8 protein-coding genes and 1 pseudogene are annotated in these 12956 nt (G+C 67.9%); all 9 read left to right on the top strand.

The annotated features are described in order from the left end of the window. Nucleotides 1-172: 172 nt before the first annotated feature. Nucleotides 173-2674 carry a nitrite reductase large subunit NirB gene (nirB, locus tag DD559_RS15730; protein WP_116470019.1) on the top strand — a complete coding sequence of 834 codons (2502 nt, stop codon included), beginning with the start codon at nt 173-175 and terminating at the stop codon, nt 2672-2674. A 5-nt stretch (nt 2675-2679) separates the two neighbouring features. Then, a complete protein-coding gene (nirD, locus tag DD559_RS15725; RefSeq protein WP_116470018.1) occupies nt 2680-3006 on the top strand; it encodes a nitrite reductase small subunit NirD in 327 nt (108 codons plus the stop codon). Continuing rightward, nucleotides 3003-5588, top strand: a complete 2586-nt coding sequence (locus DD559_RS15720) for a nitrate reductase (RefSeq protein ID WP_116470017.1) — start codon at nt 3003-3005, stop codon at nt 5586-5588. Before nirD ends, DD559_RS15720 begins: the two co-directional genes overlap by 4 nt. Beyond that, nucleotides 5581-6369, top strand: coding sequence for a uroporphyrinogen-III C-methyltransferase (gene cobA / locus DD559_RS15715; RefSeq protein WP_116470016.1), 789 nt, complete (start codon nt 5581-5583; stop codon nt 6367-6369). Before DD559_RS15720 ends, cobA begins: the two co-directional genes overlap by 8 nt. A gap of 85 nt (nt 6370-6454) precedes the next feature. Continuing rightward, nucleotides 6455-6886 (top strand): RrF2 family transcriptional regulator, encoded by a 432-nt coding sequence (locus DD559_RS15710; RefSeq protein ID WP_116470015.1) that lies wholly within the window; start codon nt 6455-6457, stop codon nt 6884-6886. 60 nt (nt 6887-6946) lie between these two features. Next, a pseudogene (gene cysK / locus DD559_RS15705) lies at nt 6947-7858 on the top strand (cysteine synthase A); the annotation flags it as partial. A 283-nt stretch (nt 7859-8141) separates the two neighbouring features. Next, nucleotides 8142-10568: a TonB-dependent receptor gene (locus DD559_RS15700; RefSeq protein ID WP_116470013.1), complete on the top strand. Its 2427-nt coding sequence runs from the start codon at nt 8142-8144 to the stop codon at nt 10566-10568. Between the two features lie 4 nt (nt 10569-10572). Further along, the gene (locus DD559_RS15695; RefSeq protein ID WP_116470012.1) at nt 10573-11970 is read left to right on the top strand and encodes an MFS transporter; all 1398 of its coding nucleotides are present in this window, start codon (nt 10573-10575) and stop codon (nt 11968-11970) included. A gap of 18 nt (nt 11971-11988) precedes the next feature. After that, a complete protein-coding gene (locus tag DD559_RS15690; protein ID WP_116470011.1) occupies nt 11989-12930 on the top strand; it encodes a TauD/TfdA dioxygenase family protein in 942 nt (313 codons plus the stop codon). The last annotated feature ends 26 nt before the right edge of the window (nt 12931-12956 follow it).

Raw genomic sequence — 12956 nt, 5'->3', positions numbered from 1 at the left:
CCGAAACGGTTTACGCTGCACGGCGAAAGACAAGGCTGTCCTTCCCCACGTAGCCGCGTGAGCCCATCGATGGGCAACGCGCGGTCCTTTTGATGGCAAAGCCGCCATCCAGCGCTCGGTTCACAAGACCGGGCGCCGGATGGCGGCTTTTTTTTCGTTTGGAGCGAAACGGATGGAGTTTCTCGACCCCGGCAGCACCCTGGCCGACGATCGCCCTGCCGAGGCGGCGGCACCGGCCGAGGCGCGCGAGCATTTGGTCGTGATCGGCAACGGCATGGCCGGATGCCGCGCGGTGGAGGAGCTGCTCGCCCGCGACGGCACGCGCTTCCGCGTCACCATCTTCGGCGCCGAGCCGCAGGTGAACTACAACCGGATCATGCTCTCCCCGGTACTGGCCGGCGAGAAGACGTTCGAGGAGATCGTGATCAACGACCATGCCTGGTACGCCCGGCACGGCATCGAGTTGGTGGCCGGCGATCCGGTGGTGGCGATCGACCGTGCCGCGCGCACCATCACCGCCAGGTCGGGGCGCACGACCGGCTATGACAAGCTGCTGATCGCCACCGGCTCCGATCCCTTCATCATCCCGGTACCCGGCCACGACCTGCCGGGCGTGATCAGCTTCCGCGACATGGCCGATGTGGAGGCGATGCTCGCGGCGGCGTTCGACGGCGGCAACGCGGTGGTGATCGGCGGTGGCCTGCTCGGGCTGGAGGCGGCGCACGGCCTCACCCTGCGCGGCATGAAGGTCACCGTGTTGCACCTGATGCCGACGCTGATGGAGCGACAACTCGACGAGGCGGCCGGCTGGCTGCTCAAATCGGCGCTCGAGGCGCGCGGGCAGACCATTCTCACCGGCGCGGACACCGCCGCGATCCTGGGCGACGGCAAGGTCGAGGGCGTGCAGCTCAAGGACGGCCGAGTCATCCCCGCCAAGCTGGTGGTGATGGCGGTCGGCATCCGGCCTTCGGTGAAGCTGGCGCGCGAAGCCGGGCTGGCGGTGGGGCGTGGCATCCAGGTCGACGATCATATGGTGACCAGCGACGCGAACGTGCTCGCGGTGGGCGAATGTGTCGAGCATGATGGGCAATGCTACGGCCTGGTCGCGCCGCTGTGGGACATGTGCCGCAGCCTGGCCGACGGGCTGGTGGCGCGGGCCAATCCCTATCGCGGATCGGTGACCTCGACCAAGCTCAAGGTGGCGGGGCTCGACGTGTTCTCGGCGGGCGACTTCTCCGGCGGCGAGGGCTGCGAGGACATCGTGCTGCGAGATTCGGCACGTGGCGTCTACAAGCGGGTAGTCCTCAAGGAGGACCGCATCATCGGCGCGGTGCTGTTCGGCGATACCGGCGATGGCGGCTGGTATTTCGACCTGCTGAAGAAGGGCGAGGATGTCGCCCCGATCCGCGACGTGCTGATCTATGGTCAGACCTTCGCCTCGGGAGGGGGGCTGGCGGACCCTAAGGCCACCGTTGCGGCGCTCTCGGACGATACCGAGATCTGCGGCTGCAACGGCGTTTCCAAGGGCCAGGTGGTTGCCACAATCAACGGCGGGGCGTGCAGCCTCGATGCGGTGCGGGCCGGCTGCAAGGCCTCGGCCAGCTGTGGATCGTGCACCGGCATCGTCGAGAGTTTGCTGGCGCTGACTCTGGGCGAAGACGGCATGCAGGCCGGGCCGAAGACGATGTGCAAATGCACCAGCTACGGCCATGACGAAATGCGGCGCGCGATCGTCGAGCAGGGCATGCGCGCGATCCCTGAGGTGATGCAGCGGCTGCACTGGTCGACGCCCGACGGATGTTCGTCCTGCCGGCCGGCGCTCAACTATTACCTGCTCTGTGCGTGGCCGGGCGACTATGTCGACGACCAGCAGAGCCGGTTCGTCAACGAGCGGCTGCATGCCAACATCCAGAAGGACGGCACCTATTCGGTGGTGCCGCGCATGTGGGGCGGGGTCACCACGCCGCAGGAACTGCGCGCAATCGCCGATGTGGTAGAGAAGTACAACGCGCCGATGGTGAAGGTAACCGGCGGCCAGCGACTCGATATCTTCGGGATCCGCAAGGAGGACCTCACCGCCGTCTGGGCCGATCTGAACGCGGCGGGGATGGTCTCGGGCCATGCCTATGCCAAGGCGCTGCGCACGGTGAAGACCTGTGTCGGCTCCGAATGGTGCCGCTTCGGCACGCAGGATTCGACCGGGCTCGGCATCAAGCTGGAGCGCGGTTTCTGGGGCAGCTGGATGCCGCACAAGTTCAAGATGGCGGTCTCCGGCTGCCCGCGGAACTGCGCCGAGGCGACGATCAAGGATTTCGGCGTGATCTGCGTCGACTCCGGCTACGAGCTGCATGTCGGCGGCAATGGCGGCATCCATGTCCGCGCGACCGACCTGCTGGTGAAGGTGACGACCGAGGCGGAAGCGATGCACTATGCCGCCGCCTTCGTGCAGCTCTACCGCGAGGAGGCGCGTTATCTGGAGCGGACCGCGCCGTGGATCGAACGGGTGGGGCTCGCCTATCTGAAGGCCCGCGTCGTCGAGGACGAAGCCGGCCGCGACGCGCTGGCCGCGCGCTTCTGGCATTCCCAGTCCTTCAGCCAGGATGACCCCTGGGCCGAGCGCGTGGCGGGCGCCGATGCCAGCCTGCACCAGCCCCTTCTTGCCGCAGCGGAGTGAGCCGGATGACCGACTGGATCGATATCGGCACGCTTGCCGACCTGCCGCTGCGGGGTAGCCGCACGCTCACCCTTGCCGGGGAACCGGTCGCAGTGTTTCGTACCCATGACAACCAGGTCTTCGCGTTGATCGATCGCTGCCCGCACAAGGGCGGGCCGCTCAGTGCCGGCATCGTTCACGGCCATGCGGTGTCCTGTCCGCTCCACAATCTGCGCATATCGCTCGCGACCGGCACTGCCTTGGGAGAGGATGCCGGCTGCACGCCGGTGGTGCCGGTGCTGTTGGCGGGCGAGCGGATCCTGCTCGCCCGCCCGGTGCGAGCGGCCGCGTGAGCGCGGCCACCAGCACCACCTGCGCCTATTGCGGCGTCGGCTGCGGCATTCGCGCCACCGTCACCGGCGGGCGCACAGTCCGCATCGAGGGCGACCCCGATCATCCCGCCAACAACGGCCGGCTTTGTTCCAAGGGCACGCATCTCGGCGAGACGGTGGGACTGGAAGGCCGCTTGCTCCACCCGATGATCGGGGACCGCCAGGCCAACTGGGACAAGGCGCTCGATCTCGTCGCCCGCCGCTTCCGCCAGACCATCGCCGAACATGGGCCGGACAGCGTCGCCTTCTACGTCTCCGGCCAGTTGCTGACCGAGGACTATTACGTCGCCAACAAGCTGATGAAGGGCTTTATCGGTTCGGCAAACATCGACACCAATTCGCGGCTTTGCATGTCCAGCGCGGTTGCCGGGCACATGCGCGCGTTCGGCGAGGACGTGGTGGCGGGCAGCTATGCCGATCTCGACGCGGCCGATCTGATCGTGCTGGTCGGCTCGAACACCGCCTGGTGCCATCCGGTCGTCTATCAGCGAATCATGGCGGCGCGCGCCGGGCGTGGCACCAAGCTGGTCGTCATCGACCCTCGCCGCACCGAAACGGCGGAAGAGGCCGATCTGCATCTGCCGCTGCGTCCGGGCAGCGACGTGGCCCTGTTCAACGGCGTGCTCGCCTATTGTCGCGAGGCGGGGCTGGCACATGCTGCGAATGTCGACGTGCCCGATACCTTCTGGGAGGGGCTGGCCGACGGGCATGACCTCTGGTCCACTGCCCAGACCTGCGATCTCGCTCCCGCCGATCTCCAGCGTTTCTACCAGCTGTTCGCCGCGCACCCGCGCACCGTCACGCTGTTCAGCCAAGGCATCAACCAGTCGATCCGCGGCACCGATCAGGTGAACGCGATCCTCAACCTGCACCTCGCCACCGGGCGGATTGGCACGCCTGGCGCGGCGCCTTTCTCGATTACCGGCCAGCCCAATGCGATGGGCGGTCGCGAAGTGGGCGGCCTCGCCTCGACGCTGGCGGCGCATCGCGGCTTCGGCGCGCAGGACATTGCCGATGTCGGCCGCTTCTGGGCGGCAGAGCGCATGGCCACCAAGCCCGGCCTCAAAGCCGTCGACCTGTTCCGCGCCGTTGGCGAGGGGCGGATCAAGGCGCTGTGGATCATGGCGACCAACCCCGCCGTCTCGATGCCCGATGCCGGCCGGGTGCGCGACGCGCTGGCCGCGTGCCCCTTCGTCGTCGTGTCGGACGTGGTCGCCGAGACCGACACCAGCGTCCACGCCCATGTCCGCCTGCCCGCCGCCGCATGGGGGGAGAAAGACGGCACCGTTACCAATTCCGAGCGCATGATCAGCCGCCAGCGCGCGTTCCTGCCGCTGCCCGGCGAGGCGAAGCCCGACTGGTGGATCGTCAGCCAGGTGGCCCGCCGCATGGGCTTCCGCACCGCCTTCACCTATGATCGGCCGGCCGAAATTTGGCGCGAACATGCACGCCTGACCGCCTATCGCAATACCGGCGCGCGGATGCTGAACCTTCGCACCAAGGCAACCATCGGCAATGCCGACTATGACGCGCTCGCTCCGTTCCGATGGTACGACGCGCCCTTCACCGACGGCCGCTTCCCGACCCCTTCAGGGCGGGCAAGGTTGGTGCCCGTGGCCCAGCGCGCGTTGGAGGCGCCGCTGCGCGACTGGCCGATGACGCTCAACACCGGCCGCTATCGCGACCAGTGGCACACGATGACACGCACCGGTCTCTCGCCCAAGCTCGCCCGACACAGGGAAGAGCCGCTGGTGGAAATCCATCCCGAGGATGCCGCCGCGCTGGGTTTAGCGGATGGCGGCCTGGCGCGGATCAGCACGCCGCAGGGGGCGAGCCTGTTCCGTATCGCGTATCAGTCCGGCCAGCGCCGAGGCGAGCTGTTCACCCCGATCCATTGGGCCGATCGCCAGTCGAGCGGCGGCCGTACGGGCCTGCTCACTCGCGATCTGGTCGATCCGCATTCGGGTCAGCCGGGGTTCAAGCTCTCCCCTGCCCGTGCCGAGCCGGTCGCGATCGATTGGCGCGGCTTCCTGATCGTTCGGGGCGAGGCGCCTACCCCGGAATGCCTCTGGGCCACGCGCGTCACCGTGCCCGGCGGCGCATTGTACGAACTGGCCGGCATGGGTGATCCGGCGATGCTGGAGCGCGCGCTGCCAAGCGGCGAGCGGATCGAGGCGATCGATCCCGCGCGCGGCACCCGCCGCATCGCCATTCTGCGCGACGGCCGACTTGCGGCAGTGTTGTTCGTCACTCGTACCGGCGAACTGCCGAGCCGCGACTGGCTGATCGCCCAGATCGATCAGCCTGCGGGCCTGCACGTGCTTGCCGGCCGAGCAGCCGGCGCACAGGCGGAGCGCGGCCCGGTCGTCTGCGCCTGTTTCGATGTCGGGCTGCACACCATCACCGCCGCGATCCGCGACCAACATCTGGCCGATGTCGCCGCGATCGGCCGCGCATTGGGGGCAGGCACCAATTGTGGTTCCTGTCGCCCGGCGCTTGCCCGTCTTCTCATCGACGTGCGAAAGGACGCCGCGCATGGCTGAAGAATTCCCCGCAGGTAGCGTCTGGCTGGTCGGCGCCGGGCCCGGCGATCCCGATCTGTTGACCCGGAAGGCAGAGCGGCTGCTCCGAACCTCCACGATCGTGTTCCACGATGCCCTGGTCGGTGATGATGTGCTCGCACTGATCCCGCAGGCGGTGCCACGCGTGCATGTGGGCAAGCGATCCGGCCGACATTCGAAGGACCAGGGCACCATCAACGATCTGCTGGTGGCCGCCGCCCTGGCCGGCGAGCGGGTGGTGCGGCTGAAGGGGGGCGATCCTTCGATCTTCGGGCGTTCGATGGAGGAATGCGTGGCGCTGGCAGAAGCGGGGGTGCCCGTACGGATCTGCCCGGGGATCACCGCCGCCAGTGCCGCCGCCGCATCGGCCGGCATCTCCCTCTCGATGCGAGGTCTGGCGCGGCGCGTCCAGTTCGCCACCGCGCACAAGCGAGGCGATGCGCCGCTCGATCTCGATTGGGCGGCCCTTGCCGATCCTGGCTGCACGACGGTCTTCTACATGGGACGCAGCGCAGCGCAGGACATTGGCCGAAACCTCATCGCGGCAGGGCTTTCTGGGGCGACCCCGGTGCTGATCGCCAGCAACATCAGCCTTGCCAGCGAACGGCTGCTGCACACCCGGCTCGATCTTCTCCCGCTCGCGGCCCGCGCGATCACCGACGACCAGCCGACGCTGATCCTGATCGGGGAATCGGTCGGCACCGCTCGCGCGCCGAAGCTGAATCGCGCGGCCATTGCGGAAAGCACCGCCTCCGAACCATAGGCCGGGCCCGGCCGCAGCCGCAGTGCGGATCGGCCGGAGCGCGTCACCGTTGAATAGGCGGCGGCCATCGCACATAGCTGCCCCCATGCTTTCACAGAAGAGCCGCTATGCGATCCGCGCGCTGCAACACCTCGCCGATCGATATGGCCAGGGCGTGGTGCCGCTGGCGGAGATCGTCGCCGCGCAGAATATCCCCGCCAAGTTCCTCACCGTCATCCTTTCCGAACTGGGGCGCGAGGGCCTGGTGCGATCGCAGCGCGGGCGCGTCGGTGGCTATGCGCTGATACCCGCGCCGACGGAGGTCCGGATCGGCGACGTGATCCGGCTGATGCGCGGCTCGATCGCGCTGGTGCCCTGCGCCAGCCGCGACCCGCACGAACATTGCGAACATTGCTTACCCGAAGCGGAGTGCCGGCTACGCGCCCTGATGCTGCGAGTCCGCGACGAAACCGCGCGAATCCTGGACGCGGTGACGCTCGCCGACGGCAATCTTGCATTGGTCGCGGACAAGCCGTGATTTATTGCCTATCGATACGATAGGAATTAATCTCCCTCGATCGGTTAGGGATAGGGCGACATGCGGGCAGCAAGTATATTGGGCACGATCGGCAACACGCCGCACATCCGGCTGGCGCGGCTGTTTCCGGACGCCGAGGTGTGGATAAAGTCCGAACGCGGCAATCCGGGCGGTTCGCTGAAGGACCGGATCGCGCTGGCGATGATCGAGACCGCCGAGCGGAGCGGAGCGCTTTCTCCCGGCGGCACCATCGTCGAACCGACCAGCGGCAATACCGGCGTGGGGCTGGCGATGGTCGCGGCGGTGAAGGGTTATCGGCTGATCCTGGTGATGCCCGAAAGCATGTCGATCGAACGGCGCCGACTGATGCAGGCCTATGGCGCCGAGTTCGAACTCACGCCGCGCGAACAGGGCATGGCGGGCGCTATCGCCCGGGCGGCGCAGCTGGCGACGGCGGTACCCGGCGCCTGGATGCCGCGCCAGTTCGACAACCCGGCGAATATCGACGCGCACGCCCGCACCACCGCGATCGAGATCCTCGCGGATTTCCGCAACGAACCGATCGACGTGATCATCACCGGCGTCGGCACCGGCGGCCATATCACCGCGCTGGCCGAAACGCTGAAGATGGAATGGCCGGGGCTGCAGGTATTCGCAGTCGAGCCCGCAGCCTCGCCGGTACTTTCCGGCGGGCCTGCCGGGCCGCATCCGATCCAGGGGATCGGCGCGGGCTTCGTCCCCACCAATCTCCATGCGGACATGCTGGATGGCGTGATCCAGGTCGAAGCCGAAGCCGCCATCGCCTTCGCCCAGGCGGCAGCACGACGCGAGGGGCTGCTCGTCGGCCCCAGCTCGGGCGCGACGCTGGCAGCAATCGCCGCGAAGCTTCCCGAACTGGCTGGCTTGCGGGTGCTGGGCTTCGCCTATGACACCGGCGAACGCTATCTCTCCGTTCCCGGCTTCGTGGCAGAAGGCAGCGACAGAACTGGGCTTTCCGAAGCGCAAAAGCTGCACTTCGCCGCAGCCAAGCCAAACTAGGTTCTAAATCTCTACCTGATTGGTAGAGATAGTGCACCACCAATAGGGAGGTGACATGATCCAACCGAGTTGCCGGGGCCGCTAACCCCGTTCGTGGTTCCATAAGGCCGACGATCTGCAGCGTTCCGCATGGACCGCCAGGCACCCCCCGTGCCTGACGATACCTCGCCTCGGCCGCTGCGGATCGATCCGCCCACGACCTGCCAGGGAGAATTCATTGTCGTTCCATTCGCACGTGCCGGCATGGCTTGCCGGCGCCAGCCTCGTTGCGCTCTTCGCCGGGGCTGCCCAGGGCCAGACCGTTCAGCTCGCCGCCGCCACGCCGGTGCGCACACCGGTGGCCGAGGCGCCGGTCGATACCGATGCCGCGCCCGCGGCCGAGGGAGACGACATCCTCGTCACCGCCCGCCGCCGTACCGAGCGGGCGCAGGACGTACCGATCGCACTGAGCGCGATCAGCGGCGAGACGCTGGCGGCACGCGGCGACTATCGGCTCGATCAGATCCAGCAGGTCGTGCCCGCGCTGCAGGTGTTCAGCTTCAACCCGCGCAACACCAACATCAATATTCGCGGCCTCGGCTCCAACGTGGCGCTGACCAATGACGGGATCGAGAACGGCGTCGGCCTCTATATCGACGGCGTCTATTATGGCCGGCCGGGGCAAAGCCAGTTCGACCTGGTCGATCTGGAGCGCGTCGAGGTGCTGCGCGGCCCGCAGGGCACGCTGTTCGGCAAGAACACCACGGCGGGCGCGATCAACATCAGCTCGCTCCTGCCGAGCTTCGAGACCGAGGCGCAGGGCGAGGCGAGCTTCGGCGACTATGGCTATCGCCAGCTACGCGGCTCGCTGAGCGGTCCGCTGGTCGATGGCCTTGCCGCCGCGCGGATCAGCCTTGCCGAAACGCACCGCGATGGCTTCCTGCACAACGTCACCACCGGCAGCGACGTCCATAACTATGACGACTTCACCGCACGCGGGCAGTTGCTGGTCACCCCGCTCAGCGGGCTGTCGATCCGGCTGATCGGCGACTATTCCAACCAGCGCCAGCAATGCTGCATCAACCTGCCGGTATCGGTCTTCACCAGCTATGCCAACGGCGCGGGCATCGCGAACAACTGGCTGCAGCGCGTCGCGCGGGCGGGCTACACGCCTCTCGCCTTCGACCCCTTCGCGCGCAAGACCGACGCCAACTCGCCCTTCTATGCGATCATGGATACATGGGGCCTGTCGGGCGAGGTCAATTACGACCTGGGCGGGGCAACGATCACTTCCATCACCGCCGGGCGGCATTGGAACTGGTACCCGTCGAACGATGCCGACGTCACCCGGCTGTCAGTCAACCTCCAGAGCAATCAGCAGAATTTCCAGCGCCAGTTCAGCCAGGAAGTCCGTATCGCCTCGAACGGCTCCGCCCGCGTCGACTGGCTGATCGGCGGCTATTATTTCTGGCAGGTGGTCCGCGGCGTAGGGTCTGCGATCTACGGCGCCGATGCGCCGAACTGGCTCTACCCGACCGACGCGCCGGTCGTGTCCGACGCCGCGGTGAACGGCTTCACCTCGCGCTCGCGCTCCGATCCGCACACCCGCAGCCTTGCCGCCTTCGCGCAGACCAGCTGGCACATCACCCCGCGCCTCAGCCTCACCACCGGGCTGCGCTTCACCCATGAGGACAAGTGGGGCAGCTATGTCTCGGTACAGACCGACGGCAAGTCGCTTGCCGGACTGACCGCCGCGCAGGCGACGCGCGCCCAGGCGATCCGCAACGGCCTGGCGCCCCAAGCGAATTACAGCGTGAACGCCAAGGACGACAGCTGGTCCTGGCTGGCGACGCTGAGCTGGAAGCCGGTCGATGACGTGCTGCTCTACGCGACCAATTCGCGCGGCACCAAGTCGCAGGGCCTCAATCTCACCACCATCCCGGCGGGCGTGAGCGCGGTCGTCGATCCCGAGCAAACAGATAACTACGAGATCGGCCTCAAATCGCAGCTGTTCCACCACACGCTTACCGCCAACCTCGCGGGCTTCTGGGCGGACGTGACCAATTACCAGACGACGATCGTCCAGCAGGTGATCGGCACCAACAGCTACATCAACTACATCGCCAATATCCCCAAGGTGCGCTCGCGCGGGTTCGAGGCGGATCTGGCGTGGCAGCCGATCGCGGCACTCGGCTTAACCGGGGCACTGGCCTATACCGACGCGACCTATCGCAACTACCCGAACGGCCCGACGCCGGTGGAGGCACTCAACCCGACCACGGCGCAGCCCGGCGGGTCGCCGCTCCAGAACATGAGCGGGCAGCGGCTGGCGGGCGTGCCCAAATGGTCCGCCTCGCTCGGCACCGATGCCAGCCACGCGCTGACCGACCGGATCACGCTCTACGGCCATGCCGACTGGTCGTGGCGGTCCGACTATTACACCGTCGCCAGCAACAGCCGCTACGGGCTGGTGCCCAGCTATGCCCTGGTGAACGCGCGCATCGGCGTGCAGCTGGACAAGGGCAAGTTCGACCTCTCGGTCTGGGCCCGCAACCTGCTCGACAAGAACTATTTCCAGACGCTCAGCGTGGCGAACACCGGCCTCGTTTCGGCGATCCTCGGCGATCCGCGCACGCTGGGCGCCACCCTCCGGACGAAATGGTGAGCCCATGGCGACGATCCCCGCCCACGACACCCGGTTCCGCATCGCCTCGCCACCGATCCGCGCCGACGAGCCGCCGGCCTGGCGGCTGATCGGCTTCGCCTCGCTCGCGATCCCGATCGCGGGGGCGGGGCTGCCGCTGATCCTGTTCGTGCCGCAGCTCTATGCCAGCCATTACGGGCTCCCGCTGGCGACGATCGGACTGATCTTCTTCCTCGGCCGCTTCTGGGACGTCGCCGCCGACCCGATCGTGGGCGTGCTGAGCGACCGCACGCGTAGCCGCTTCGGCCGCCGCAGGCCCTGGATCGCGGCGGGCGGGCTGATCTTCGGGCTGGGTTCGGCGCTGCTCTTCTTCCCGCCCGCGACTGTCGCGCCGCTTTACCTCGCGGCGGCACTGTTCCTCTTCTACGCCGGCTGGACGATGATCGAGGTGCCCTTCTCCGCCTGGGCCGGGGAATTGTCCGGCGCCTATCACGGCCGCACCCGATCGGTGACCTTCCAGCAGACCGCGCAAGCCGCGGGCCTGCTGCTCGTGCTGATCCTGCCGACGCTGCTCGAACAGATCCGCCCCGCCGATATCGCGCTCAAGCTCCACGTCGTCGGCGGCTTCATCCTGCTGACACTGGCGCCTGCGCTGGTGCTGAGCCTCACCGCCTTTCGCGAGCCGCCCCGCCCCGCCTTCGAGCCGAGGCCCGAAGGCTTTCTGCGCACCGCCAGCCTGATCCTGCGCGACCGGCTGCTGGTGCGCGTCCTCGCCTCGGACGTGGCGGTCACCGCCGGCCAGTCGATCCGCGCCGGGCTGATCACCTTCTTCGCGGTCAACTATATGGGCCAGCCGGGCTGGGCGAGCGGGCTGTACCTGTTCCAGTTCGTCTTCGGCATCTTCGCGGGGCCCATCTGGCTGCAAATCGGCCGCCGCCTCGGCAAGCGCGAGACCGCGATCGCCGGCGAGCTGGCGCAGGTGGCGATCAATCTCGGCCTGCTGTTCGTCGTCCCCGGCGGGATCGGGCTGTTGCTGGCGCTCACCATCGCGCAGGGGCTGGCCCAGGGGTCCGGCAACCTGATGCTTCGCGCGATGGTCGCCGACGTCGCCGACCATCACGAGCTGGAGACCGGCCACAACCGGACCGGCCTGTTCTTCTCCGTCTTCAGCCTCGCCACCAAGGCGGGGCCGGCGATCGGCATCGGCATCGCCCTGCCCTTCGTCGCCTGGATGGGGTTCAGCCCCAAGGGCACGAATACGCCCGCGGCGCTGGAGACGCTGAAGCTCGTCTTCGCGCTCGGCCCGGCGCTCGCCCACATCCTGTCCGCCGCCCTGATCTGGCGCTTCCCGCTCGACGCGCAGCGCCACGCCACCATCCGTCGCGCGCTCGATGCCCGTGCCGCCGGCCAACTTCCCCTGTGACCCTGAAGGAGACCGCACATGACCGTTCAGACGCATGACTTCGCGAACGCAGCCGACACCGAAAGCCCGCTCGACGTCCACCCCGTGGCCGGCCGGATCGGCGCCGAGATTCGCGGCGTGCGGCTCGGCGGCGACATCGACAACGCCACGCTAGAGGCGATCCGCGCGGCGCTCTACCGCCACAAGGTGATCTTCTTTCGCAACCAGACGCATCTCGACGATGCCACCCACGAAGCCTTCGCCGAACGTCTGGGCGAACCGCTCGCCCACCCGACGGTGCCGGTGGCGCAGGGATCGCGCTTCCTGCTCGAGCTCGACAGCAAGGAAGGCGAGGCTGCCTCGGCCTGGCATACCGACATTACCTTCCTGCCCGCCTATCCCGCCGCCTCGATCCTGCGCGCGGTGACCATTCCACCGGCCGGCGGTGACACGCTCTGGGCCAATGCGGTGACTGCCTATGCGACGCTGCCCGCGCCGCTCAAGGCGCTGGCGGAGACGCTGCGCGCGGTCCACACCAACGCGTTCGACTATGCCCAGCAACAGCCCCAGGCGACCAGCGAACAGGTCCGCCGCCACCGCGAGATCTTCGCTTCCACCGCCTATGAAACCGAGCATCCCGTGGTGCGCGTCCATCCGGTGACCGGCGAGAAGCTGCTGCTGCTCGGCAGCTTCGTGAAGAGCTTTGTCGGCTTCAGCCGCGAGGATTTCGCGCGGCTGTTCGGCATCCTCCAGGATCACGCGACCAAGCCCGAGAACACGGTGCGCTGGCGCTGGAACCCCGGCGACGTGGCGATCTGGGACAACCGTGCCACCCAGCACCGCGCCATCGCGGACTTCGGCAAGCAGCCCCGCCACCTCCGCCGCGTGACCATCGCCGGCGACGTGCCGCGCGGCGTGGACGGCGCGCCGAGCCGGGTGCTCAAGCCCGAGCCGGTCGTCGCAGTCGACGCCGCCGCCTGACCCTTCCTCCCCTCCGGGCTGCATCC

Origin of the sequence: Sphingomonas pokkalii, assembly GCF_003096275.1 — a bacterium.
Classification (GTDB): Bacteria; Pseudomonadota; Alphaproteobacteria; order Sphingomonadales; family Sphingomonadaceae; genus Sphingomonas; species Sphingomonas pokkalii.
Note: the sequence above shows the minus strand (reverse complement) of the source record. Positions and strands in the feature narration are given on the sequence as shown.